The organism is Corallococcus sp. 4LFB (assembly GCF_046520365.1).
In the GTDB taxonomy this organism is placed as follows: Bacteria; Myxococcota; Myxococcia; order Myxococcales; family Myxococcaceae; genus Corallococcus; species Corallococcus caeni.
The window spans coordinates 20617-45725 of the sequence record NZ_JBKGHJ010000009.1; the positions used below are offsets into that span (position 1 = coordinate 20617).

21 protein-coding genes and 1 tRNA gene are annotated in these 25109 nt (G+C 70.4%); 11 read left to right on the forward strand and 11 right to left on the reverse strand.

What is annotated here, in order from left to right; all coding sequences use genetic code 11:
- Positions 1 to 103: 103 nt before the first annotated feature.
- Positions 104 to 280 (forward strand): hypothetical protein, encoded by a 177-nt coding sequence (locus ACLEQD_RS02080; protein ID WP_410381305.1) that lies wholly within the window; start codon positions 104 to 106, stop codon positions 278 to 280.
- Positions 281 to 520: 240 nt separating this feature from the next.
- On the opposite strand, the gene ACLEQD_RS02085 is transcribed toward ACLEQD_RS02080, so the two are convergent.
- A complete protein-coding gene (locus ACLEQD_RS02085) occupies positions 521 to 1834 on the reverse strand; it encodes a S28 family serine protease (RefSeq protein WP_410381307.1) in 1314 nt (437 codons plus the stop codon).
- A 467-nt stretch (positions 1835 to 2301) separates the two neighbouring features.
- Here ACLEQD_RS02085 and ACLEQD_RS02090 point away from each other — a divergent pair, with 467 nt between their 5' ends.
- Positions 2302 to 3870, forward strand: a complete 1569-nt coding sequence (locus ACLEQD_RS02090; RefSeq protein ID WP_410381309.1) for an OmpA family protein — start codon at positions 2302 to 2304, stop codon at positions 3868 to 3870.
- Here the strand turns inward: ACLEQD_RS02090 and ACLEQD_RS02095 are convergent.
- A complete protein-coding gene (locus ACLEQD_RS02095) occupies positions 3761 to 6784 on the reverse strand; it encodes a choice-of-anchor D domain-containing protein (RefSeq protein WP_410381311.1) in 3024 nt (1007 codons plus the stop codon). The two genes, ACLEQD_RS02090 and ACLEQD_RS02095, sit on opposite strands and share 110 nt — an antisense overlap.
- 259 nt (positions 6785 to 7043) lie before the next feature.
- On the opposite strand from ACLEQD_RS02095, the gene ACLEQD_RS02100 reads away from it, so the two are divergent.
- On the forward strand, positions 7044 to 7979 hold the full coding sequence (locus ACLEQD_RS02100; protein ID WP_410381313.1) for an ADP-ribosylglycohydrolase family protein: 936 nt from the start codon (positions 7044 to 7046) through the stop codon (positions 7977 to 7979).
- Positions 7980 to 7983: 4 nt separating this feature from the next.
- Here the strand turns inward: ACLEQD_RS02100 and ACLEQD_RS02105 are convergent, their stop codons facing one another.
- From ACLEQD_RS02105 to metF, 3 genes are read right to left on the reverse strand one after another with little or no spacing between them, the layout of a single operon-like run.
- Positions 7984 to 9039 carry a hypothetical protein gene (locus ACLEQD_RS02105; RefSeq protein WP_410381315.1) on the reverse strand — a complete coding sequence of 352 codons (1056 nt, stop codon included), beginning with the start codon at positions 9037 to 9039 and terminating at the stop codon, positions 7984 to 7986.
- A complete protein-coding gene (locus tag ACLEQD_RS02110) occupies positions 9036 to 9458 on the reverse strand; it encodes a hypothetical protein (protein WP_410381317.1) in 423 nt (140 codons plus the stop codon). The genes ACLEQD_RS02105 and ACLEQD_RS02110 overlap by 4 nt, the downstream gene beginning before the upstream one ends.
- A complete protein-coding gene (gene metF / locus ACLEQD_RS02115) occupies positions 9455 to 10327 on the reverse strand; it encodes a methylenetetrahydrofolate reductase [NAD(P)H] (RefSeq protein ID WP_410381319.1) in 873 nt (290 codons plus the stop codon). Before metF ends, ACLEQD_RS02110 begins: the two co-directional genes overlap by 4 nt.
- Positions 10328 to 10430: 103 nt before the next feature.
- Here metF and gcvT point away from each other — a divergent pair, with 103 nt between their 5' ends.
- The 3 genes from gcvT (at position 10431) to gcvP (ending at position 14954) form a co-directional block, all read left to right on the forward strand.
- Entirely contained in the window at positions 10431 to 11516 is a 1086-nt protein-coding gene (gene gcvT, locus ACLEQD_RS02120) for a glycine cleavage system aminomethyltransferase GcvT (RefSeq protein WP_410381321.1), read from the forward strand.
- 38 nt (positions 11517 to 11554) lie between these two features.
- A complete protein-coding gene (gcvH, locus tag ACLEQD_RS02125; protein ID WP_410381323.1) occupies positions 11555 to 11938 on the forward strand; it encodes a glycine cleavage system protein GcvH in 384 nt (127 codons plus the stop codon).
- A gap of 112 nt (positions 11939 to 12050) precedes the next feature.
- Positions 12051 to 14954, forward strand: coding sequence for an aminomethyl-transferring glycine dehydrogenase (gene gcvP, locus ACLEQD_RS02130; RefSeq protein WP_410381325.1), 2904 nt, complete (start codon positions 12051 to 12053; stop codon positions 14952 to 14954).
- 68 nt (positions 14955 to 15022) lie between these two features.
- Here gcvP and ACLEQD_RS02135 read toward each other — a convergent pair whose 3' ends face one another.
- The 4 genes from ACLEQD_RS02135 to ACLEQD_RS02150 form a co-directional block, all read right to left on the reverse strand.
- Positions 15023 to 15922: a cation diffusion facilitator family transporter gene (locus ACLEQD_RS02135; RefSeq protein ID WP_410381327.1), complete on the reverse strand. Its 900-nt coding sequence runs from the start codon at positions 15920 to 15922 to the stop codon at positions 15023 to 15025.
- A gap of 51 nt (positions 15923 to 15973) precedes the next feature.
- Entirely contained in the window at positions 15974 to 17218 is a 1245-nt protein-coding gene (locus tag ACLEQD_RS02140; RefSeq protein WP_410381329.1) for an energy transducer TonB, read from the reverse strand.
- 119 nt (positions 17219 to 17337) lie between these two features.
- Positions 17338 to 17604, reverse strand: coding sequence for a hypothetical protein (locus ACLEQD_RS02145; protein WP_410381331.1), 267 nt, complete (start codon positions 17602 to 17604; stop codon positions 17338 to 17340).
- The gene (locus ACLEQD_RS02150; protein WP_410381333.1) at positions 17562 to 19085 is read right to left on the reverse strand and encodes a SpoIID/LytB domain-containing protein; all 1524 of its coding nucleotides are present in this window, start codon (positions 19083 to 19085) and stop codon (positions 17562 to 17564) included. Before ACLEQD_RS02150 ends, ACLEQD_RS02145 begins: the two co-directional genes overlap by 43 nt.
- A gap of 351 nt (positions 19086 to 19436) precedes the next feature.
- Here ACLEQD_RS02150 and ACLEQD_RS02155 point away from each other — a divergent pair, with 351 nt between their 5' ends.
- Positions 19437 to 20888 carry a nitrous oxide reductase family maturation protein NosD gene (locus tag ACLEQD_RS02155; RefSeq protein WP_410381334.1) on the forward strand — a complete coding sequence of 484 codons (1452 nt, stop codon included), beginning with the start codon at positions 19437 to 19439 and terminating at the stop codon, positions 20886 to 20888.
- 74 nt (positions 20889 to 20962) lie between these two features.
- Here ACLEQD_RS02155 and ACLEQD_RS02160 read toward each other — a convergent pair.
- Positions 20963 to 21034: transfer RNA gene (locus ACLEQD_RS02160), tRNA-Cys, on the reverse strand.
- A 133-nt stretch (positions 21035 to 21167) separates the two neighbouring features.
- Between ACLEQD_RS02160 and ACLEQD_RS02165 the strand changes: the two genes are divergently transcribed.
- The 4 genes from ACLEQD_RS02165 (at position 21168) to fdxA (ending at position 24377) form a co-directional block, all read left to right on the forward strand.
- The gene (locus ACLEQD_RS02165; RefSeq protein WP_338278625.1) at positions 21168 to 22319 is read left to right on the forward strand and encodes an acyl-CoA dehydrogenase family protein; all 1152 of its coding nucleotides are present in this window, start codon (positions 21168 to 21170) and stop codon (positions 22317 to 22319) included.
- Between the two features lie 102 nt (positions 22320 to 22421).
- Entirely contained in the window at positions 22422 to 22772 is a 351-nt protein-coding gene (locus ACLEQD_RS02170; RefSeq protein ID WP_410381336.1) for a rhodanese-like domain-containing protein, read from the forward strand.
- Between the two features lie 69 nt (positions 22773 to 22841).
- Positions 22842 to 23930 carry an aspartate-semialdehyde dehydrogenase gene (gene asd / locus ACLEQD_RS02175; RefSeq protein WP_410381338.1) on the forward strand — a complete coding sequence of 363 codons (1089 nt, stop codon included), beginning with the start codon at positions 22842 to 22844 and terminating at the stop codon, positions 23928 to 23930.
- Between the two features lie 111 nt (positions 23931 to 24041).
- Positions 24042 to 24377 carry a ferredoxin FdxA gene (gene fdxA, locus ACLEQD_RS02180; protein ID WP_120530736.1) on the forward strand — a complete coding sequence of 112 codons (336 nt, stop codon included), beginning with the start codon at positions 24042 to 24044 and terminating at the stop codon, positions 24375 to 24377.
- A gap of 109 nt (positions 24378 to 24486) precedes the next feature.
- On the opposite strand, the gene ACLEQD_RS02185 is transcribed toward fdxA, so the two are convergent.
- On the reverse strand, positions 24487 to 25109 hold a 623-nt coding region (locus tag ACLEQD_RS02185; protein ID WP_410381341.1), incomplete at its 5' end, for a hypothetical protein.

Consider the following 25109-nt stretch of genomic DNA (forward strand, 5'->3'; position numbering starts at 1 on the left):
GTTCGAAACTGACCGGCGGACCTGTCGGATGAACAGTGGAACTTGATCTGCCACAGGAGAAGTACCCGCCCTGCAAGACGGTCCCCCCTGGTTCCAGGGCAGGGTGCGGGACGGCATCTTCCGAGCCATCCTGCGTACCTTGGCCCTGAACCTCAAGGGGCGCGGAGGTTTGGACCTGAAGGAGGACTTCGTTGACGCGTTCTTCATGGGAGTGAAGTTGATTGCTCCTCACCGCCGGGCGCACAAGGCGAAGACTCAGGATGGCCGCGAGTTGCGTTGATACCTCGGACGCTGGAATGTGGAGCGACTCTTTGCTTGGCTCCAGAACTTCCGTCGCCTCGTCACTTGATACGAGGTGAAGGTGGAGAACTTCGTCGGTTTTCTCCACCTCGGATGCATTCTCATCCTCTTGAGGCAATTCTTAGGTTACCCTCAGCCTGGGATGCTAGGATGGGTTGGGAGCTCTCGCGTTCTGGTGACGATGTGGCGGCTCCACGCACGCCGCACCCACAGCATCCGCTCAATGATGCAGCGGCGAACCGGGGCGCTGACGGGCGAGCGTAAGGACTGGCAGCTCGCCGGCTTGTGCCCTGCGTGCACCCGGCGCAAGGGCATTCACCGGTACGCCTGCCCACGCGGAGAGCCGCTCCAGGGCCTGCGTCCGCTCCGCTTCCGGCAGGTCGAAGAGGGACGAGTTGTGATTGCCGCCCGCGACGAAGTACCGGTACGAGTCATTGCGCTGGCTCACCTGGAACGGGTTCGTGGACCAGGGATCGTTCTCTCCGTAGACGAACATCATGCGCTGACCGAAGAGCTTCACCCATCCCTCGATGAGCGGCACGGAGAAGGGATTGAACGGGTAGGGCTTGAGCGAGAACGGCACGAGCGACGCGGGCGCGTACTGGCGGGGGTAGTGCAACAGCCCCTGCAGGTGGCTCTCGTCCGAAGCATAGCTGCCCAGCTGCGTTCCGGCCTGGAAGTAGTAGGTCGCACTTCTCTCGATGCCCGTGTCATCGAATGCATATATTCCTGAGATGTCGTTGAGGACATCCACGACCGCCGCGGCGGGGGCGCCAGGCAGCGGGATGGCCTCGCAGACGGACGCATCGCCGTATTGCCAGATGGAGAACGGCAGCTCGAGCGTGGCGAACTCCATGGCCTTGTCCAGGCCCAGGAAGTCGAATGACAGGCCCGTTGCCCAGGCGTACTCGGCGACGGCGGGGAGGAGCTCCTCGCGACGGGTCAGCACGTCGCGCTGGAAGTTCCGGATCCGCTCGCGGCAGGCGGCGGTCCCCACGCGGCGCAGGAACTGGATGTAGCTGGGATCCTGGGGGCCGTGGCTGTTGGGAGCCACATACGCCACCGTGCCGTTGACGTCCTGGGGATAGAGCGCGCGGTGATAGGCGGACGCCATGCCTCCCTTGCTGCCGCCGGTGCTGAGCCACCGGGCGGTGTAGAGCGGCTTCAGCGCGTTCACGATGCGGTGGTGGTCCGCTGCGGCCTGCTCCAGGTTCAGGTGCTGGTACGTCGCGGGCTGGGGCGTGGACGGGCCGAAGAAGCGCTGCTCCACCAGCAGTTGGTTGCCTTGCGTCAGGTAGGTCACCTCTGTCTGGAAGGGGAACGGCAGCAGGTCGTAGCCCGTGGTGGCCAGCACCATGGGCAGCTGCGTGGAGCGGTGCAGCAAGGTCAGACGCTGCTGGAAGCGACGGCCTTGCGGGTGCAAATGGTCGACGGGCTGCTCGTAGGTGAGGAAGAAGAAGCGCACCCCCGGCGCAGGGGCGGGAGTCTCGCTGACCACCGTGAGGCCCGGGATCGCTTGGAGGGCCGAGACCAACTCATCTGTGGGCGCCTCCTGCGTCAGGGCCTGGGGGCTTTCAGCCGTGGGCCCCGGCGTTGGCTCCGGAGGCGGCAATCCCTCACCACAGGCCTGGAGCAACATCGCCAGCACACCCAACAACAGGGCAGGGCGTCGAACGGAATTCAACATGTGTTGTGTTCCCCTCGTCATGTCCTCGGACAAGCTCCGGAAGGACCGTGCCTGGATAGTGGGGGAACTGGCGGCGGGTTCAAGCGGTGCACAAAAACGGCTGTATTTGCAGGCGCCGCGTGGGCTGCACCCACCGATATCCATGAGTCGAGACGAAGTGACGAATGCCGCACGCCGCCATTCCCCTTCGTCCCGGGCGGGACCTGACGGATGATGCGCGCATGGGTCCGGCCTTGCACCGATGCGTACGTGGCGGGGCCGCGCTGGGACTGCTGTTGCTCGCAAGCCCCGCGCGTGCCCAGGACGCCACGCCGTTGCCGACGTTCTCGCTGGAGCGCCTGGACCCCAACCCGGGGCTGGGACCGGTGGCGCTCGGGAGCGGGGAGCTGCTGGCGCCCGGGGCGGTGCGGGTCTCCCTGCTGGCGCACTACCAGCGGGCCCCCCTGACGATCCTGAACGGGTCGGACGAGTACCCGCTCGTCCTGTCCCGGACCACCGGCGTGGTGTCGCTGGCCGTCGGCGTGCTGCCCTGGCTGGAGCTTCAGGCCCAGCTTCCGGGCGTCATCCACCAGAGCGGCGCGGACGTGAGCACCGTGCTGTCCATCTCCCCGCCGTCACGCAGCGGCCTGGGGGCGCCGAGGCTCGCGGCCCGGCTGGGAGTGCTGGGGACCTCCGCTCCCGAGGCCTTCCATCTGGCGTTCGACCTGGACGTCCGGTTGCCCGTGGGCGGCTCGGGAGCGCTCGCTCGTGATCAGGGTGTCCGCGGCCAGGGACGGCTCATGATGGGGAAGCGCTGGGGGCCCGTGGCTCCGGCGCTGGAGCTGGGCGTGCTCCTGCGTCGCGCCGTGTCGACGGACTCCGGCGTGGACAGCCTCAACGGCGTGGGCAACGAGCTGCGGGCCGGGGTGGGGCTGACAGTGGGGTACGCCCTGCGCGCGGAGGTGTCCGCGACCGGTGCGTACTCCTGGCGGCAGCAGCGCACCAGCGGGGAGCTGCTCGGGGGCCTGCGCTACGCCCCCGCCCGGCCCTGGGAGTTCTTCGCCATGGGCGGGGCGGGCGTGGGCTCGGAGCCGGGGTCCCCGCGCTTCCGGGTGCTCGCGGGACTGGCCCTGCTCTTCGACAAGGCGCCACCTCCGCCCCCGGAGGACATCGTCTACGAGCTCGTCCAGGGCCTGCCGCGTGCCCCCGTCGAACCCCAGCTCGAGCCCGAGCCCACGCCCTCGGAACCCCCGCCTCCCGAGCCCGCCAAGGACGTGTCGGTCACCGAGACCGACACGGATGGGGATGGCGTCGTGGACGTGCTGGACGCCTGCATCCATGAGCAGGGCCCCCGTGAGCACGGCGGTTGCCCCGAGTCCGAAGACCCGCTCGTCACCCTGACCCGCGAGCGCCTCGTCCTCCATGGCCAGGTCTTCTTCGAGGTCGGCGCGACGACGCTGCCGGGCCGCTCGCGCGTGCTGGATGAGGTGGCGCGGGTGCTCCTGGAGCATCCCGAGGTGGAGCGCGTCGTCATCGAAGGGCACACGGACGCGGAGGGCTCCTCCGCGTCGAACCAGCGCCTGTCCCTGGCCCGCGCGGAGGCGGTGCGCGACTACCTTCAGCAAAAGGGCGTCCCGGCCCACCGGCTGGAAGCCCGGGGCCTCGGTGCACGCCGGCCCGCGAGCTCCAATGGAACCCAGGCGGGCCGGGGCGAGAACCGCCGCGCGGAGCTGCTGTTGATCCTGGGCGAGCCGCTCCGTCCCGCGCCATCCCGCGCCGCCTGCCCCCTGAGCCTCAGCGCAGCCGCCGCCCGCGCCGGAGCATCGCCATGGCGAGGAGCCACATCGCCAGCAGCCCGGCACCGCCCGCCCCACCCACGGAGCAGCCGCTGCCCTCCACGGTGACGGCCTCGCCAATCCCCTCCACGGGAACGACGGTCGGGGCGAGTCCGCCTCCGCTCGGCACCACGCGCACCTCTCCGCGCACCGTGCCCGTGCTCGTCGGGTGGAACGTCACCGGCACGCTGGCCCGGCCACCCGCCGGGATGGCTTCGGCCACCTCGCGCGTGTCCACCTGGAAGGCGGCGTCGGAGGACGTCACCTGCACGGTGACGGGCACGTTGCCCGTGTTCACGAGCTCCAGCGGGAGCGCCTGGCTGGTGGCGTTCACCCGCTGGTTGCCGAAGGCGATGGCCCCGGGCGTCACCGTCAGCGCCTGCTGAACGCCAGTCCCCTGCACGGCGAGCAGCAGCGGGGTGGCGGACGCGTCGTGCCGCAGGGCGAGCGACCCGGTGTACTCACCCGGCCGTGGAGGCTCGAACGCCACGGAGAAGGCGTGACTGGTGCCGGCTTCCAGTTGATGGGGCCGCGGCAGTCCTGACACGGAGAACCCGTCCACCGGATCCAACCCCGTGAGCGTGATGGGGCTCGTGCCGGTGTTGCGCAGCTCCACGACCCGCTGCGGACTCGTCCCCAGGAACTGGGGACCGAAGGCCAGCGTCGTCACGGAGGCCTCGATGGAAGCCGTGGTCCCGGTGCCCCGCAGCGTCACCTGGGCGGCGCGCGGCGCGTTGCTCTGGACCTCCAGCACGCCGTTCTCCGCCGTGGCCTCGGTGGGCTTGTAGCTGACCTGGAACGTGCGGTTTCCGAGCACCGGCACGCTGGTGCCCACGTTGAGCCCGGAGATCAGGAACGGCCCGGTCACGTTCACCGCCGTCACGTTCAGCGCCTCGCTTCCCGTGTTGAACAGCGTGAACTCCCGGGGCGCGCTCACGGTGCCCAGCCGCTGGCCTCCGAACTCGAGCACGTCGCTCGCCATCCGGGCGATGGCCTGGAGCCCGTCACCCTCCAGCTTCACCACCGTGGGGGACGACGGCGTGTTGGAGAACACCCGGAGCGCGCCGGCCACGGGGCCATCCTCCAGCGGACTGAAGGTGACCTCCATCGTGAAGGCGTCGCGCGGGGTGAGCACCTTGGGCAGCTCCGGGAGCACCACCGAGAACGGCCCTGCCACCGCGATGGTGCTGATGCTGATGGAGTCCGTCCCCGCGTTGACGAGCGTCACCTGCACCGCCTTGCTGCTGCTCCCCACCTCCGTCCGCGAGAAGGACAGCGCCGCGGGGGTGGCGGTCAGCTTCCCTTCGACGCCCTGTCCGCTGAGCGGCACGGCCTGGGTGGAGCCGCCAGGGCCGTCCGCGCTCAGCGTCAGCTCCTGCGTGAACTGGGCGGTGTGCGGAGGCTCGAACGTCACCTGGACCTGGGTCGTGGCGCCGGGCGCCAGGCTGAGCCGCGTCGTCGGCGTCACGGCGAAGCCCGTGGGGGCCTGGATGGGCTCCACCACCAGCGTCCCCGCGCCCACGTTCTTGAGCGTCAACGTCTGCGGCGTGCTCACGGAGTTGACCTCCCGTGAGCCGAACTCCAGCGCCGTGCCGCCATCCGGCGCGGTGACCTGGAGCGCGGGGACCTCCACGCCGGTGCCCGTGAGGGACACCTTGAACGCGGGGTGGTTCACGTCGTTGCTCCGCAGGATGAGGTCCTTCATGACGCGCCCCGCGACAGGCGCGAAGGCCACGGTCAGGTCCACCTGTTCCCGGGCCTTGATGGTCAGCGGCAGGCCGGCCTCCACCGAGAAGGGCGCGGCCACGTCGAACGCGGTGATGATCAGGTCCGCCTGGCCCATGTTGTTCACCGTCAGCGTCTGGTGAACCGGGTCGATGCCCGCGGTGTGCACGCCGAAGTCCATGGCGGTCGCCGCCACGAAGATGGCGGGCTCGATGCCCGTGCCGTGCAGCGCGACCTCCGCGAGCGGCGTGGTGGACCCCTGGGACTGGATGTACAGCGGCTGGTCGGCTTCCCCCGCCGTCGCCGTGAAGGTCACCGTGAGCGGGAGGCCGCTGCCGGGCTGCAGCACGACACCCCCCGCGGGAAGGCCCGTGACGGAGAAGGGCGGCTGGGTCAGGAGGGCGGGGATCGTGAGCGGCAGGTTCCCCACGTTCTTCAGCTGGAGGGGGAGGTTCTTGCTCGTGCCAACCCGCACGGCATCGAAGTCGAGCGAGGCCGGGTTGAGCTGGAGCTTCGCGGCCCCGCCGGTCCCCTCGAGCGGGATCCGCAGCTGGGGCAGGTCGGGATCACTGCTCACGACGGTCAACATCCCGGAGTCCGCGCGGTCGACGTTGGGCGAGAACGTCACGTTCACGTCCAGGCTGGAGTGGGGCTTGAGCGTGAAGGGCAGGGTGACGGGCGTCAGCCCGAAGGGAGACGCGGAGGTGACGTTGAGGGAGCGGATGACGAGCGGGACGATGCCGTCATTGGTCAAGGTCACCTTCTGCGTGGCGGACGCCCCCACCGCCACCGAGCCGAACGACACCTTGGCGGGATTGAACGTGAGCAGGGGCCGCCCCGCCTGGATGCGGATGTCGGCGGTGGCGAAGCAGTTGGTCTTCTCCGTGCGCAGCGTCAGGGTATTGAGGGCACCGTACTGGTAGCCGGGCAGGCCCGACGGATCACCCGCGACGTACTTGACGGCCTGCGGCACGCAGAAGCCGCAGCTGAACAACGGCCGTGGGGGGAGGGTGAAGGACCCCAGCGCCAGGTTGTTCATCCGGACGGTGGAGAGGCCACCGTCGTAGCCTCGGGCGGCGATGTTCACGAAGACCTGTGTCGCCACCCAACCCGAAGGGAGGGGATCCGCGAAGCTCTGGACCCCACCGTTCCAGTTCCCCGTGTTGTCAGAGCAGGCATAGGAGGCCCGCCCGCAGGTGTCGCACTTGGTCGCGCCCGTCCATGCCACCTGGGCGTTGAACTCCCGCGACAACTGCACGGCTCGGCTCCGCGAGGTGCCGTCAGGCGTCTCGCGCGGCTCAGGCGCCTCGGGCTCCACCGGGGAGCACGCGGAAAGGACAGACAGGCAGAGGGCAGTCAGCAGGGTGAGTCGACGCATCGGAGCGCCTCTCGTAGGGAGCAGGGAAGAGCGCGAGAGCTTCGCATGAACCATGAACACCGCGCGAGCCGTCAGCCTTTACATGGATGGTGTCCTGAGTACACGATGGGGTTGGGGCACGGACCTGGGAGGTTGGGACATGGTGAGTCGCGAGGAGCGCATCGCGGGAGGGCTGTATGGGCTGCTCGTCGGAGACGCGCTCGGGGTGCCCTACGAGTTCCACAGGCCAGAGGTGATTCCAGCTCCCCAGGCCATCGAATACGACCCGCCGCCGGGGTTCGACCGCGCGCATGATCGCGTCCCCCCGGGCACGTGGTCGGACGACGGAGCCCATGCGCTGTGCCTGCTGGACTCGCTGACGCATCAGCAGCGGCTCGACTGCGAGGACCTGGGCCGGCGGCTGGTGAACTGGCAGGACTGGGGCTACCTCGCCGTGGATGGCGACGTGTTCGACGTGGGCATCCAGACCAGCACCGCCCTGCGCAGGCTGCGCGACGGCACGCCCGCGATGCTCGCGGGCCCCAACGGCACGATGGACAACGGCAATGGCTCACTGATGCGTGTTCTGCCTTTGGCTCTGTGGCACCAGGGCAAGGATGCCGCGCTTGTTTCAGACGCCATGGCGCAGTCGCGCGTGACGCACGGCCACGTGCGCGCCCAGGTGTGCTGCGCGCTGTATTGCCTCTGGGCCCGCCGCATCCTGGAGGGCGCGGCGGATCCGTGGGCCGACGCCGTGGCCACCTTCCGCGACCTGTACGTGGAAGGCTTCCCGCAGCGGGAGGAGCTGGAAGCCCACCTCCGCCCGGACGACCCGGCACCCGGCACGGGCGGTGGCTACGTCGTGGACTGCCTGCGCTCCGCTCGCGCCTGCGTGGCGAACGGCAAGTCCTACGAAGAGGTCGTCAAGTCCGCCATCCGCCTGGGCCACGACACGGACACCACGGCCGCGGTCGCGGGCGGCATCGCGGGACTCATCTTCGGCCTGAATGGCATCCCGCACCGCTGGCGTTCCCAGCTGCGCGGACAGGAACTCGTCGAACCGCTCCTGGAACGACTCATGAAGTCGCTGGGCTGAAGCCTCAGTCCGGGAAGAGCTCCAGCACGTCCTTCAACATCGCGGCCCCCGTGCCCCGGGCGCCCTGCTCACCGTTGATGACGGTGTTCACGCCGTGCAGGTCGCTGCGGAACACCGCGCCCATCTCCATCGCGCCCAGCCGGGCCAGGGGATGGGACGCGTCCACGGCGGTGGGCCGCACGCTCCACTCCCACCGGTCCGTGCCCAGCGGCTCGCCGCGCGCGAGCAGCAGCACCTGGCCGCCCTTCGCCCGCGCCGCGTCCAGCTCCGCGCGCGTCACGCCGCGCATGCCCGTCACCGCCACGTCCTTCAGCGTCGTGGGCACGCGCATTACCGCGTTGGCCAGGATGACCAGCTTGCCCGCCGTGTCCCAGCCATCCACGTCCAGCGTCGGGTCCGTCTCCGCGATGCCCAGCGCCTGCGCCTCCGCCAGCGCGGCCTCGTAGGTCTTGCCCTCCGCCATGCGGCACAGGAGCAGGTGGCTGGTGCTGTTGAGCACGCCCTCGAACCGGCCCAGCTTCCCCAGCGCCAGGTCCCGGCGGCCCACGTTCACCAGCGGCATCGACGCGCCCACCGCCGCGCTGAAGCGCAGGGGAGGGCGGCCCGGCGACTCCAGGTCGCTCAAGGACGCCAGCTCCTGGAACCCCAGCACCAGCGGCCCCTTGCTCGCGAGCACCGCCGGCAGGCCGCGCATCAGCGCTTCGCGCGTGATGTCCAGGCCGGGCTGTCCGTCCTGGAAGCTGGTGGGCGTGGCCTCCAGCAAGAGGTCCGCCTTCACCTCGCGCACCAGGTCGCGCCCGCTCATCCCCGGACGGCCCACCACCGGCAGCGACGCCACGGAGTGCCGCGCCCGCTTCACCGCCAGCACCGCCGCCACGTCCAGCCCATGCGGCGACACCGCCGCGCCGCCGGAGTCCGCCAGGCCCACCGGCAACAGCTCCAGCCGGTAGCGCTCCATCAGGAGCGACGCGCGCGACTGGAGGATCTCCAAGAGCGGCACGCCCACGTTCCCCAGGCCCGTGAGCAGGAAGCGCACCGTGCGGACGGCGCGCGGGTTCATGGTGAGAACGCCTCGCGCACGCCGTCGCGGCGCAGCGTGAAGAGCATCCACACCGCCACCGGCACTCCGACGAAACAGCCGGGCGTCAGCGTGTACATCGCGCAGATGGCGCCCACCGTCGCCAGGCCGTAGCCCTTGAGGTTCATCGCGTTCCACGCGCCCCAGATGGCCAGGAGCCCGCAGAGGATGCCGCCCACGATGGCCAGCGAGAACCCCGTCGTGAACTCCAGCACCACCGGCGCCTGCCCCGGCGTCGCGAAGGGCGACGCCACCTTCAGCGCCGCCAGCACCCCGCCCAGCAGGCTGAAGGTGACGTGCAGCACGCCGACGATGAGCAGGAAGAACGCCGGGAAGCGCACGATCTGGAAGACCTTGAGGCGCGGATCGCCCGGCGGCAGCTGCGGACCCGGGCCGCTCATGACCGCCCCTTCAGCGCGCCCACGATCATCCGCGTCGCGGGGGACTTGTTCAGCGTGTAGAAGTGGATGCCCGGCACGCCGCGCGACAAGAGCTCCATGCACTGCACCGTGGCGTGCGCCACGCCCAGCTGCACGACGGCGTCCGGCTGGTCCTTCACGCGCTCCATCTGCAGCGCCAGACGCATGGGCACCGTGGCGCCGCACATGCGCGTGAAGCGCTGGACCTGCTCGTAGTTGGTGATGGGCATGATGCCGGGGACGATGGGGACGTTGATGCCCACCCGCCGCGCCCGCTCCACGAAGTCGAAATAGAAGGCGTTGTCGAAGAAGAGCTGCGTCACCACGAAGTCCATCCCCGCATCCACCTTGGCCTTCAGGTGTTGGAGGTCGTCCTCGCGCGACGCCGTCTCCACGTGGCCCTCCGGATAGCACGCACCCCCGATGCAGAAGTTGAAATCCTCTTCTCGGACGAATCGGACCAGCTCCTCCGCGTAGCGGAAGCCCCCGGGCACCGGCTCGAACGTCGCCTGCCCCTGCGGCGGGTCCCCTCGCAGGAGGAGCACGTTCTCGATGCCTGCCGCGTCGAGCCGGCGCAGCACGTCACGAAGCTCGTCGCGGGTGTGACCCACGCAGGTCAGGTGCGCCATCGCCTCGATGCCGGACTGCTGCTTGATGTGTGTGACCAGCTCCACCGTCCGGTCGCGCGTGCTCCCGCCCGCCCCGTACGTCACCGACACGAACCCCGGCTCCAGCGGCGCGAGCTCCTCCACCGTGCGCAGGAGCGAGGCCACGCCCGCGTCCGTCTTGGGAGGAAAAAACTCGAAGGAGAAGCTGGGCTTCGAGGGATTGAGACAGTTGCGGATCTTCATGTCCGGATGAGTTTAGTCCCTTCCGCGTCGGCCTTGATCGGAGAAGGTGCGCCGCTATAGTCCGCGCCGTTTCGCCACCCCCTTTCCTGCCATGGAGAAGTCAATGACCCGGCGTACGCCCCTCAACGAGGCCCACCGCAAGCTGGGGGCCCGCATGGTCGACTTCGTGGGCTGGGACATGCCGGTGCAGTACTCCTCCGTCATCGCCGAGCACGAGGCCGTGCGCACCGCCGTCGGCCTGTTCGACGTCTCCCACATGGGGGAGATTGAATTCACCGGCCCCGGCGCGCTGGAGACCGTGAACCGGCTCATCTCCAACGACCTGGCCCGCTGCCAGGACGGCCAGGCCGTCTACGCGGGCCTGCTCAACGACCTGGGCGGCTTCGTGGACGACGTCGTCGCCTACCGTTTCAGCCCCGAGCGCATCCTCATCTGCGTCAACTCCAGCAACCGCGAGAAGGACTTCGCCTGGATGAAGGCGCGCGCGGAAGGCGTGACCCCGGTGGACCGCGGGGACGACTACGCGCAGATCGCCGTCCAGGGCCCCAAGGCCGTGGGGCTGGTGCAGCGCCTGACGAAGGCGGACCTGTCCCAGGTGGGCACCTACCGGTTCACGCAAGGGGAGGTGGCCGGCGTGAAGTCCATCATCTCCCGCACGGGCTACACCGGCGAGGACGGCTTCGAGCTGTACTGCGCCAGCGACGACGCCGTGAAGCTCTGGGACGCGCTCCTGGAGGCCGGGCAGCCGGACGGGGTGAAGCCCTGCGGCCTGGGCGCCCGCGACTCGCTGCGCACGGAGATGAAGTACGCGCTCTACGGCAACGACATCGACGACGCGCACACCGCCCTGGAGGCGGGCCTGGGCTGGATCGTCAAGCTGGACAAGGCGGGCGGCTTCATCGGCAAGGACGCGCTCGTGGCGCAGAAGGCCGCGGGCGTGCCTCGCAAGCTCGTGGGCTTCGAGCTCACCGGCGCCGGCATCCCGCGCCACGGCTACCCCATCCTCAAGGACGGCGTCCGCGTGGGCGAGGTGACGAGCGGCACGCAGGGCCCCACGGTGAAGAAGCCCATCGGCATGGGCTACGTGCCCACGGCGCTCGCCACCGAAGGCTCCACCTTCGACGTGGAGATCCGCGGCCGCGCCGTGCCCGCGGTCGTCGTGAAGACCCCCTTCCTCAAGAAGTCCTGATTCCCTCCCGTTCGCACCCGTTGCGAGGAGCCGCCTCCATGTCTGACAACATCCCGCAGGACCTGAAGTACACGAAGGAGCACGAGTGGGCCCGCATCACGGGCAAGACCATCGTGGTGGGCGTCACGGCCCACGCCCAGGAGTCGCTGGGTGACGTGGTCTACGTGGAGCTGCCGAAGCTGGGCGCCACCCTCACTGAGGGCAAGAACTTCGGCGTCATCGAGTCCACCAAGGCCGTGTCGGACCTCTTCGCGCCCATCTCCGGCACCGTCGTGAAGGTGAACGACGAGCTCACGGGCAACCCGTCCCTCATCAACTCCGACCCGTACGGGCAGGGGTGGATCGTGGAGGTCGAGCCCTCGGACGCCAGCCAGGTGGGCAAGCTCCTGGACGCCGCCGCCTACGAGCCGCTCACCAAGTAGCCACCGCGCGCGCAAGAAGTCGGGCGCCCCGGTTGTTAGAGACGCTCCATGGGGCGCCGAGCCCGCTCGGACGCCGACCTTCTTGACGCACCTCACGCGAGCCCTTCCGACCATGTCCCTCAACTGGAAGTACCAGGAGTCCTTCGCCGGCCGGCACATCGGCCCGGAGACCCCTGAAGTGAAGCAGATGCTGTCCACGCTGGGCGTCACCTCGCTCGATGCCTTCATCGAGAGCGCGGTGCCCCCCGCCATCCGCTCCCAGGAGCCCCTGCGCCTGCCCGCCGGCCGTGGCGAGAACGAGGTGCTGGCGCAGCTGGAGGCCATCGCGGCGAAGAACCAGGTGTTCCGGTCCTTCATCGGCATGGGCTACAGCGACACCCACGTCCCCAACGTCATCCTGCGCAACATCTTCCAGAACCCGGGCTGGTACACCCAGTACACGCCCTACCAGGCGGAGATCGCCCAGGGCCGGCTGGAGGCGCTGCTCAACTTCCAGACGATGGTGACGGACCTCACCGGCATGGAGGTGGCCAACGCCTCCCTGCTCGACGAGGGCACCGCCGCGGCGGAGGCCATGGCGCTGGCCATGCACGCCAAGGGCGACGGCACGGGCGGCGCGTTCTTCGTCTCCGACGGCTGCCACCCGCAGACGGTGGACGTGGTGCGCACGCGCGCCCTCCCGCTGGGCGTGGAGGTCGTCGTGGGCGACCACCGCACGGTGGACCTGGCCCAGAAGAAGTTCTTCGGCGCGCTGGTGCAGTACCCGGCCACGGACGGCGTGGTGCACGACTACCGCGCCTTCGGTGAGCAGGTGCACGCGGCGGGCGGCCTGTTCGTCGTCGCGGCGGACCTGCTCGGCCTCACGCTGCTCACGCCCCCGGGCGAGTTCGGCGCGGACGCGGTGGTGGGCAGCGCGCAGCGCTTCGGCGTGCCGCTGGGCTACGGCGGCCCGCACGCCGCCTTCTTCGCCACGAAGCACGCCTACACCCGCGTGATGCCGGGCCGCCTCATCGGCGTGTCCGAGGACGCGCAGGGCCGGCCCGCGCTGCGCATGGCGCTGCAGACGCGCGAGCAGCACATCCGCCGCGAGAAGGCCACGAGCAACATCTGCACCGCGCAGGTGCTGCTGGCCGTGATGGCCGGCATGTACGCCGTCTACCACGGGCCGGAGGGGCTCAAGGCCATCGCGGAGCGCGTGCACGGGCTCACGGTGGTGCTGTCGCGGGGCCTGGCGAAGCTGGGCTTCAAGCCGCGGCATGAGCAGTTCTTCGACACGCTGCGCGTGGAGCTGACGCCTCCGCAGGTGCGCGGCGTGCTGGCCGCCGCGGAAGGCGCGAAGATGAACTTCCGCCGCATCGACGAGAAGACGCTCGGCCTGGCGCTGGACGAGACGACGCGCGCCAAGGACGTGGAGGACATCCTCGCGGCCTTCATCCAGGGCGCGAACAAGTCCGCGGCCCCGGTGAACCTGGACGAGGTCTCCGATGGCCTGGAGAGCCCGCTCGCCCCCGAGCTGCGCCGCTCAAGCGCGTACCTCACGCACCCGGTCTTCAACCGCTACCACTCCGAGACGGAGATGCTGCGGTACGTGCGCCGGCTGGAGGCGAAGGACCTGTCCCTCACGCACTCCATGATTCCGCTGGGCAGCTGCACCATGAAGCTCAACGCCACCGCGGAGATGATCCCGGTGACGTGGCCCCAGTTCAGCAAGCTGCACCCGTTCGCGCCCACCTCGCAGGCGGCCGGCTACAAGGTCGTCTTCGAGCAGCTGGAGCACGCGCTGTCGCAGGTGACCGGCTTCGCCGGGTGCTCGCTGCAGCCCAACGCGGGCAGCCAGGGTGAGTACGCGGGCCTGCTGGTGATTCGCGCCTACCACCAGGCGCGCGGGCAGGGGCACCGCGACGTGTGCCTCATCCCGTCCTCCGCGCACGGCACCAACCCGGCCTCCGCGGTGATGGCCGGCTACCGCGTGGTCGTCACCAAGTGCGACGAGAACGGCAACATCGACCTGGCGGACCTGCGCGCCAAGGCGGACGAGCACAAGGACAAGCTCGCCGCGCTGATGGTGACGTACCCGTCCACGCACGGCGTGTTCGAGGAGGAGATCCGCGAGATCTGCTCCACCATCCACGAGCGCGGCGGCCAGGTGTACATGGACGGCGCCAACCTCAACGCGCAGGTGGGCCTCACCGCGCCGGGCCTGGTGGGCGCGGACGTCTGCCACATCAACCTGCACAAGACGTTCTGCATCCCGCACGGCGGTGGCGGCCCGGGCATGGGCCCCATCTGCGTGGCGTCCCACCTGGTGAAGTTCCTCCCCGGGCACCCCGTCATCCAGACGGGCGGGGCGGACGCCATCGGCGCCATCTCCGCGGCGCCGTGGGGCAGCGCCAGCATCCTGCTCATCTCCTGGATGTACGTGCAGATGATGGGCGGCGAGGGCCTGACGCAGGCCACGAAGCTGGCCATCCTCAACGCCAACTACGTCGCGGAGCGGCTCCAGCCGCACTACCCGGTGCTGTACCGGGGCAAGCGCGGCCGGGTGGCCCACGAGTGCATCGTGGACCTGCGCCCGCTCAAGAAGACCGCGGGCGTGGAGGTGGAGGACGTGGCCAAGCGCCTGATGGACTACGGCTTCCACGCGCCCACCGTGTCGTTCCCGGTGGCGGGCACGCTGATGATTGAGCCCACGGAGTCCGAGTCCAAGGCGGAGCTGGACCGCTTCTGCGACGCGATGATCGCCATCCGCCAGGAGATCCGCGACGTGGAGGAGGGCCGCGCGCCCAAGGACAACAACGTCCTGAAGAACGCGCCCCACACCGCGCGCACGCTGACCGCGCCGGAGTGGAACCGCCCGTACACCCGCGAGCAGGCCGTGTTCCCCACGGCGTGGGTGCGTGACAACAAGTTCTGGCCGTCCGTGGGACGCCTGAACAACGTGCTCGGGGACCGGAAGCTCGTGTGCTCGTGCCCGCCGATTGAAGACTACGACACGCCCGAGCAGAAGGTCGCGTAGGCGGCGTCTTCGCCAGCAGCAGTCACCGGGGCCGTCTTCCAGCGCATCGGAAGGCGGCCCTCGTGTTTCTAGCGGGCCCTGGCGGGCTCCACGTGCACCACCACGTCCACCACCTGGGGGTAGGCGTCGTGCAGCGTCTGCTCCACCTTGTCCGCGACCTCGTGGGCCTGCGCGGTGGTGAGCTGCGGGTCGACCTCAATCTTCAGGTCCACGTAGACGCTCTCCTCCATGCCCCGGCTGCGCACGTCGCGGCACGAGCGCACGCCGGCCACCGCCAGCGTGCGCTGGGACACCTGCGCGGGGTCCAGGCGCGCGGTGTCGGAGAGGATGCCCACCGCCTGCCGGACGATGCCGTAGGCCACCCACGCGACGAAGAGCATCACGGCCAGCGCCACCAGCCCGTCCGCGCGAGGGAAGCCCAGCGCCACCAGGCCAATGGAGATGAGCACCGCGATGGTCACGAACACGTCCGACAGCGTGTGCTGCGCGTCCGCGAGCAGCAGCGAGCTCTTGTACTTCTGCCCGTAGTGCCGCTCCACGCGGGTGACGGCCAGGTTGATGACGAGCGTGAGGACCATCACCCCCGCCATCGTCACGGACACCGTGGGGTACTTGTCATGCAGGAGCGAGTCGAACGCCATGCGCCCCAGCTCCAGCATGCCCACGCCAATCATCGCGCCGATGCCCAGCGACGCGAGCGCCTCGAACTTGCCGTGGCCGTAGGGGTGGTCCGCGTCCGCCGGCCGCGACGCGACGCCCATGGCGACGAGCCCCAGCACGTTGGAGCCGCCGTCGATGAACGAGTGCAGCCCGTCCGCCGTCACCGACGCGGACTGGGCCATGAGGCCGAAGACGAGCTTGGCGGCGGCCACCACCCAGTTGGCCACGAGGATGGCCAGCAGGACGAAGCGGACCTTCCGGTTGCGCTCCTGGAGCGCGGCGCTGCGGTCGACGAGGGGGGCTTCCACGGTGGGGCAGGGTAGTGCCTCATGCCGCCCATCGCGAGGGCTCCGTGGCGCCTACTGTCGGAACAGCCGCATCCGGGGGCCTCCGCCCATCTCCAGGAAGAAGCCGAACTGGAAGCGCACCGTCGCGTCCTGGCTCAAGAGGCCGGAGGGCGGGTTGGGGAAGGGCTGCGCGCGCTTGAAGGAGGCCACGGCCTCCATGTCCAGGAAGTCCAGGCCGCTGCTCTTCTCCACCTGGATGTCCTTCACCGCGCCGCGCTCGTCCAGGGTGATGGTGAGCAGCGTCTGGCGGTCTCGCCCGGAGTAGATGTTCCCCGTCGGGTCGCGCATGCGCAGCTGCTCGTTGGGGTTCCAGTGCATGCCCACGCTCTGCTTCACGCGGTTGAAGAAGCTGGCGTACTTCCACTCGCGCGTGTTGAGGAAGGTGCCGTCGCCCTCCTCCTGGTCCTGGAGCATGTCGTTGGGCGCCGCGCCCACCACCTTGTCCATCGCCGCCTGCGACGGCATCAGCGTGGCCAGCCCCGGGGAGCCGGTGCGGCCGGTGGAGCCCTCCTGCTCGCTGTCCTCGCCCTCGCCGGGCTGGATGCGCAGGCGCTTCGCGTTGCCCTGCGTGGCGTCGCTCTCCGACTGGTTGTTCACCGCCATGCCCGGGCCGCGCTCGCGCGGATCCGTCTTCATGGCGATCTCCTGCTTGCGCCGCGTCTCCGGCATCTCGAAGACGGGCTTCTTGCCGCCCTGGGACTGGGGCCGGTCGTCCGCGCCCTGGCCGTTGTTGCCCGACACGCGCGGCGGCTGCACCTGCTCCTGCTGCGCGCCCTCCTGCTTCTGGGGCGCGGTCCGCTGGGGCATGGCGTTGCGGTAGAAGGCCGTCTGGTCGCGCGCGCGCGTCTCCTTCTCCACCGTGTTGTTGTGCTCGGCCAGGTACTTCGCGTCCGGGGACTGCTGATCATTCCCCGGCGCCACGTCCACCACCTGGCCCTGGGGCTTCGTCTCGTCCGGCTTCTTCTCTTCCTTCGGCTCGCGCTTCTCCGTGGGGCGGGGCTTCGTCTGCTGCTGCGCCACCGTCCCCCGGTTCTTCGCCCACTGCTCCGACGTGAGCGGCCTCACCGCCACGGACGTGGGCCGCGCGGGGCGCTTCTCCTGCGGGAGGCTGCCCTGGATGGCGGACACCAGGAGCACGAAGCCCACGAAGGCCGCCTGGGCCAGGAGCGCCAGGATGCCCGCCACCAGATAGCGCAGGGGGGCGCGCTGCTTCCGCGCGCGCCGCTGACGCCAGTCTGTCGAGGAACCCGTGCCCACGGCCTGATGATAAACCTCCGGACCGCTTCTTCAGTCCCGAACGTGCGGCCCGTAACACGCGGGACCTCCAAGAGATTCACGAGCCAGGCAGCCGGTGCGCGCGAATTGTTCCCTGGGCTTCAGTAGATGGGGGCCACCTCCGCCCCGTTGAAGTAGAAGCGAAGGATCTCCGGATAGCGCTGGCCCGCCTCCGCCCGGCCGATGGCGCCTGTCTGACACATGCCCACGCCGTGGCCCCAGCCGCCGCCCCGGAACAGCCATCCGGTGAGCCGGCCCTCGGCGTCCCGCTCGGCTTCCACCGTGGCCATGCTGCTGTTGAGCATCCCGAAGAGCCGCCGGATGTTCAGCTCCCCGCGCACCTGCGTGGCCCCCTGCGTGCCGGACACGGTGAGCAGCCGGGCGCGCCCGGACACCCCGCGCTCGGACAGGGCGAGCCCCTGGACCGCCCCCACGCCCAGCTTCTGCGTGAGCGCGTCCACCTGTCCTTGCGTGAAGCGCTTCTCCCACCGGAACTTCGTCGGCTGCGCGAAGCTGGACAGCTTGCACGCGGCGGGCACGTCCGACGTCGCCAGCCACGCCCTGAGGTTCGAAGGCCCGGGCACGTCCGGCGCGGGCGCCAGCAGGTCCGGCCGGCCGCGCAGGCTGGGGTCCGGCGGGCCGCCCACACCACGTCGTTGTCCTCGGTGTGGCCGCCGCACACGGCGCTGTAGACGGAGTCCACCAGCCGCCCGTCCTGGCTGAAGAGGGCCTGGCCCCGGGTGGCCTCCACCGCGGCGGTGGTGCTGGCCGCCTCTCCGGTGCGGCCCCGGTACACCGCGCAGTGCTGCTCCGAGCACAGCAGGTACGGATCCGCCAGGTGCTTGATGCCCACCTTCGCCAGCACCTCGCCCCGGGCTGTGACGGCCTGCGCCTTGAGCGCCTCCGGGTGCGCGCGCGCGAAGATTTCAGACGGCACCAGCCCCTTGAGCAGGTCCTCCAGGCCCACCACGTTCACCACCGCGAGCTTGCCGCTCCGGTCCACCGCGAACTGGAGCGCGCCCCGGAAGCTACGGTCCTCGAAGGCGTGGAAGTCGTAGCCCACGCCGTACTCCACCTGCCGCACGTCGAAGCCGCTGCCGTCCGGCGTCTCCGCGTCCAGCCGGTCCTGCGCCAGGCCCACCACGGCGTCGTTCTCGTCCTTCAGCTCCAGGATGGCGCTGGCCGGCTTGCGGACCTCCTCGAAGAGCGTGGTGCGCAGGCCGTAGCGGCGCAGCAGCTCCGCCTGCTGCCGCGCGGCGGCGGCGGGCGTCAGCGCCTCGTCCCCCAGCAGGAGGTAGCGCCGGTTGTCGATGACCTTCCCCGCGATGCCGTACACGGAGCCCAGCGTGTGCGTGCGCACCGCGAGCCCCCGCGCGCGCCACGTCTCCTGCGCCTCCGCGAGCCCCGCCTTGTCCGCGAAGCGGAACTCGCCCAGCTGCACCCGCGCGCTCCACTGCGCGGGCTCGCCCTGCGTCACCCGCACTGTCCAGCGCGAGCCCGCGGGCGCGTCCAGCACCTTGTCGCCCGGGCCCCCGAAGCGAAGGCGCATCCGGCCGCGCGGCGAGAACGTCACCCCGTCGCGCCCCTCCATGAGCTTGATGGGGAGGCGCGGCTCGCCGTTGCGGAAGTCCAGGCGCTTCAGGTCCTGCGGCCCGGGCAGGCCCGCCGTGAGCGGATCCTCCAGGCCACTGCTGGGCGCGGGGGGCTTCACGCCCGCGTCCGCGGCGGTGCTGGCCGGAACGGAGACCTCCGGCTCGCCCAGCCCGCGGGTGCCAGGGGCAGGGGAGGGCGCCGGCGTGGCGCAGGAGACGAGCAGCAGGGCGGTCAGGAGCAGGACGGCTTTGGACACGGCGGCGGCACCGTAGCCGCCGCGGGGCCGAGCGTCACGGTTCTCCCTCCCAGGGCGGGGCGTCCTGGCGCGGATGACCGGCAGTGAATAGAACGCCCGACGCCGTGCGTTGCCTCTGCTCATGCGAATTCTTGGAGGCAACGGATTGAAGACGCGAAACGCCCTGGTGGCCTCCCTGGCTGCCTGCACCCTGGCGCTTGGGCTGACCGCTTGTGGGGGCGGCGGTGGCCCTGGCGGGGGGACCGGCGGTTCCTCGAGCGGCGGCGGCGCCCAGCCCCCGCGGCGAACACGGGAGCGACCCCCAAGGTCGAAAAGACGCCCGCCACCCCGGGCCAGGCGCCGCCCATCGGCGTGCAGCCGGTGGAGAACACGCCCGCCGCGCAGATGCCGGCGCACGCGGACCACGCGCCCATCGCGGAGCCCGGTCCCCAGCCCGCCGTCAGCGCCAAGGCCATGACGGAAGCCCCCGCCACCCCGCCCGTCAACGAGTGGGTCGTGTCGCCGACGGGAGACGACGGCGCGCAGGGCACGGAGGCCGCGCCGCTGCGCACCATCGCCATGGCGGTGGGCAAGGCCGGCCCGGGTGACCGCATCCGCGTGCTCGCGGGCACCTACGCCGAGCGCGTGGTGCTGGGGGAGAACGCCAAGGCCGGCACGCCCGAAAAGAAGATCACCCTCCAGGGCGAGGGCCGCCCGAAGCTCACGCCGGGCAGCGGCTCGGGCGCCGCGGTGCAGGTGCGCCGCGCGAACTGGGTCATCGACGGGTTCGACATCGACGTGCAGGCGCAGCCCATCTTCGGCGTCACCTTCGAGGGCGACGTGCAGGGCACGGTGCTGGCCAACTCGGAGCTGCACGGCGGCACCGGCGGCGCGGGCATCACCATGTTCAACAACGCCCGCGGCCCCACCATCGAGAACAACAACATCCACGACTTCGTGCGCAACACCGGCAACAAGGACTCGCACGGCATCGTGATGCAGCCCGCGTCCTACGACGTGACGGTGCGCAACAACGACATCCACGACGTCTCCGGTGACTCCGTGCAGTGCCTGGGGCCCGAGGGCTTCAGCTCCCTGCCGCCCGCCACGGGCCTGCTGGTGGAGAACAACCACCTGTTCAGCAACCGGGAGAACGCCGTGGACATCAAGACCTGCCACGACGTCACCATCCGCAACAACCGGATGCACAAGTTCCAGGCGAACGACACGGCGAAGGGCGAGGCGCTCGTCGTCCACTACTCCGCCAACAACGTGCTGGTGGAGGACAACGAAATCTATGACGCCGCCAAGGGCGTCTCCGTGGGCGGCAACCACGAGGGCCCGGTGCCCCAGGCCGTCGTCGTGCGCCGCAACCGCGTGCACGACATCACCGATGCGGGCGGCGGCGAAGGCACCGGCATCCGCCTGGAGAACTCCAAGGGCACCGTGGTGGTGAACAACACCGTCACCCGCGCCAAGGCCGGCATCATCCTGGGCCACGGCACGGGCGGCCCCACGGAGTCGCTGCGCGTGGAGAACAACCTCGTGGACGCCCCCATCAGCGTGGACGTGGGCGGCCAGGCCCCCGGCCTCAAGATGGGCTCCAACCTCTACCCGGCCGGCACGCAGTTCATGAACAACGGCCAGCTCCAGGCCCTGGACGCCTTCAAGGCCGCCACGGGGGACACCACCTCCAACGGCGGGGACGTGGCGGTGTCGGAGGCCTTCGCCCCGCCGGCCGCCGCCCAGGACAAGGGCCAGGACCAGGGCCAGCCCTTCTGCGGCGCCGGCCCGGACATCGGCGCGGTGGAGCTGGGCTGCTAGGCCCCACCCGTTAAGGCACCCCCGGAAAAACAGAAGGCCCGATGCGGAACTCCGCATCGGGCCTTTTTTCTGTGAGGCGCCACCCGGATTCGAACCGGGGAATGAAGGTTTTGCAGACCTTTGCCTTACCACTTGGCTATGGCGCCGGAAGCGATTGGGGCCGGGGTTATACGCAGCCCCGTAGGAGCCGGTCAAGGAAGCAACACCATCCAGCCCCGCTTCTCGTCCCGGTACCATGCGGCCCGGGATGTCGGACACCACCGAGCGAGGGAGCACACGATGCTGCAGGGCCATGGGGTCTTCCAGGAAGAGCACGACGCCTTCCGCCGTACCGTCCGGGCGGTGGTGGACAAGGAGCTGCGCCCGTTCGCCGCCGAGTGGGAGGCCCGCGAGGAGTTCCCCCGGGAGCTGTTCACCCGCTTTGGCGAGCTGGGCTTCCTGGGCCTGAAGTACCCGGAGGCCTACGGAGGCACGGCCGCCGGAGAGCTGTACGAGGCGGTGCTCCTGGAGGAGCTGGGCCGCTGCGGCTCCGGCGGCGTGGCCGCGGGGCTGGGCGGGCAGTTCACCATCGCCACCGGCCCCGTGCACCTGTTCGGCACGGAGGCCCAGAAGCAGCGCTGGCTGGCCCCCGCCATCCGGGGGGAGAAGGTGGGCGCCCTGGGCATCACCGAACCGGACGCCGGCTCGGACGTGGCGGGGCTGCGCACCACCGCCCGCCGCGACGGCGACCACTACGTCGTCAACGGCTCCAAGACGTACATCACCAACGGGGTGCGGGCGGACTTCGTGGTGCTGGCGGTGAAGACCGACCCGTCGCGCGGCCACAAGGGCCTGTCCATGCTGGTGGTGGAGCGGGGCACGCCCGGCTTCAGCGTGGGGCGCAAGCTCCAGAAGGTGGGCTGGCGCGCGTCCGACACCGCGGAGCTCTTCTTCGAGGACTGCCGCGTGCCGGCGGAGAACCTGCTGGGCGTGGAGAACCAGGGCTTCTCGCAGATCATGGGCAACTTCCAGTGGGAGCGCCTGTCGCTCGCGCTGGGCGCGGTGGGCGCCATGGACGACATGCTGGAGACGGCGCTCGAGCACGTGAAGCAGCGCCGCGCCTTCGGGCAGACGCTGGCCGGCTTCCAGGTGGTGCGCCACAAGCTGGCGGACCTCTACACGGCCCGTGAATGCGCGCGGCAGCTCACCTACCACGCGCTGCGCCTGCACGTGGCCGGTGAGTACGCCGTCGCGCAGACCTCCATGGCCAAGAAGGTCGCGACGGAGACGTGCTGCCGCGTGGCCGACGAGTGCCTCCAGCTCCACGGCGGCGCGGGCTACATGATGGAGTACGACATCCAGCGTCATTGGCGCGACGCGCGGCTGGGCCCCATCGGCGGCGGCACCAGCGAGGTGATGAACGAGATCATCGCCAAGCAGCTGGGGCTCTGAGCCCCGGGGACCTCCCGGGAGCAGGCGGGCAGGCGGGCGGGAAGAGGGGAAAAGGCGCTCCGGTTCATGTTCGATGGAGCCTGTCGCCTCGGGGAGGTCCCGGTGGAGCCCACCATCATTTGCGATGAGTTGTTCATGCGTCTGGGGGACGAGGATGTGCTCGTCCTGGATTGCCGCGACGCGATGGACTGGGAGCGGTTCGAGATCCACATCCCCGGCGCGCTGCGCATGACGGCCCCGGAGATTGCCCGGGACCTGGCGATGCTGCCGGACGACGAGCTCATCGTCCTGTGCGGCACCACCCAGGACTGCGCGGACATCCGCCGCGTGTGCCGCGTGTTGCGCCTGCGGGGGCGCAACGCCGTCTGCCTCGCGGGCGGGCTCCACGCCTGGGTGACGGGGGGCTACCCCACGGAACGCCACGCGCGCGCCTCCTCCCACGCCCACCGTTGAGCGGCGGATGCAGCGCGTCGTGAAAGGGTGTAAGGAGCGCCCTGCCGCCCCCACCGGAGACTCCCCACGATGGCCAAGCTTCGCGCCGTGCTCATTGGCGCCACCGGACTCGCGGGTCAGCAGTTCATCGCTGCCCTGAAGGACCACCCGTTCATCGAGCTCACCGGGCTCGCCGCCTCGCCCCGCTCCGCGGGAAAAACGTACGCGGACGCCCTGCGCGCCTCCAACGGCATGCTGGCCTGGTTCGTCCCGGAGCCGCTGCCGGAGGCCATCGCCCGCATGACCGTGGTCAGCGGCGACGCCGTCCAGGCGAAGGACTACGACCTCGCCTTCTCCGCCGTGGAGGCGGACGTCGCGCGGGAGCTGGAGCCGCGCCTGGCCCGGGACATCCCGGTGTTCTCCGCCGCGAGCGCCTTCCGCTACGACGCGGACGTGCCCCTGCTCATCCCCCCCGTCAACGCCGCCCACGCCCCGCTCATCAAGGAGCAGCGCCGGCAGCGCGGGTGGAAGGGCTTCATCGTCCCCATCCCCAACTGCACCACCACCGGTCTGGCCGTGACGCTGGCCCCCCTGGCCGAGCGCTTCGGCGTGAAGGCCGTGCTGATGACCAGCCTCCAGGCCATGTCCGGCGCGGGGCGCTCCCCCGGCGTCATCGGCCTGGACATCCTCGACAACGTCGTGCCCTACATCCCCAAGGAGGAGCACAAGGTCGAGGTGGAGACGAAGAAGATCCTCGGGGCGCTCGACCCCGCGGGCGCGGCGCTCACCCCGCACGACGTGCGCGTCTCCTGCACCTGCACCCGGGTCGCCGTCCTGGAGGGCCACACCGAGTCCGTCTTCGTGTCGCTCGGGAAGAAGGCCAGCGTGGCGGAAGTCTCTCAGGCGATGCGTGAATGGCAGGGCGCCCAGGTGGCGAAGGACCTGCCGTCCGCTCCGCCCCGGTGGATCGAAGTGCTGGAGGACCCCTTCCGCCCCCAGCCCCGCATGGACCGGGACACCCACGGCGGCATGGCCACCACGGTGGGCCGCATCCGCGAGGACGGTGTGCTGGAGAACGGCTTCAAGTACGTCCTCGTCTCCCACAACACGAAGATGGGGGCCGCCAGGGGTGCCATCCTCGTCGCGGAGCTGCTCCGGGCGCAGGGCTTGCTGGGCTGACCTGGGAACGAGGCTGGGGGAGGCCCTAAATTCAGGGTGCCAAGCCCGGCCGCAACCATCTACTGTGCGCGGCCACGGACGCGCGGAATACCGCACAGAGGAGAGATCAACATGGCCTATGTCGTCGCCGAGCCTTGCATCAAGTGCAAGTACACCGACTGTGTCGAGGTGTGCCCGGTCAACTGCTTCTACGAGGGTGCGAACTTCCTCGTGATCCACCCGGACGAGTGCATCGACTGCGGCGCTTGCGAGCCCGTCTGCCCGACCAAGGCGATCTTCCCCGAGACCGAGCTGCCCTCGGAGTGGTCGGAGTACAAGAAGCTCAACACGGACTTCTCGGCCAAGTGGCCCAACATCGCGGAGAAGAAGGCCGCGCTGCCCGAGGCCGAGGAGTACAAGGACAAGAAGGGCAAGCGCGCGGAGCTGAACACCGCGCCCGGGAAGTAGTCTCGGGCCGCGTCCGAGCGTGCCCGTCGTGGTGAAGGCCCTCGCGCCCCCTGGCGTGAGGGCCTTCGTCGTTCGTGGCGGCTGGCAGGCAGGGGGCATCGCCGGACGTTCACCCCGCCTGGAGGACGCTGAGCCGCAGCCCCCGGGCCTCCAGCGCGTCGCGCAGCCGCGCCACGTCCTCGGTGGGGACGGGCCCGCGCCGCCCCTGGATGCGCAGCGCCACCTCGCGCGGCCCCGTGCGCTCCACCTCCACGGTGGCCTCCAGCGGCCCGCGCAGGCTCAGGCCCAGCGCCGGCCGCTGTGACTTCACGAAGACCTCGATCTTCTCGATGAGCGCCAGGGTGGACTCGACCTGCGCGGCGGGGGGACTGGCCAGCCCTGCGCCCTCCGCGGATCCGCTCGCCGCGCGGGGGCCTTCGACGGTGGAGGCGCGCGCCAGGCCCTCCGAGGACCGGTCGTCACGCATGGGCGAGGGGACGGGAGGCGGCGCCGGGCGCGGCTCGGCGCGGAACGAGCGCTCCACCTCCCGGGCCAGCAGCTCCGACGCGCGGTGGGAGGCCTGCGTCCCTCCCTCCGAGAGCGCCTCCTGGCGCACCGTCCCCAGCCGCTGCGCCTCCACGTGCATGCCCTGCCGGGCCTGCCGGAGCGCCTCCGGGCTCCCTAGCGCGCTGCGCGTCGTCGAGAGGATGGCCCCCGATGCGCGGACGCCGGGGAGCGCTGGCGTGGCGCGCG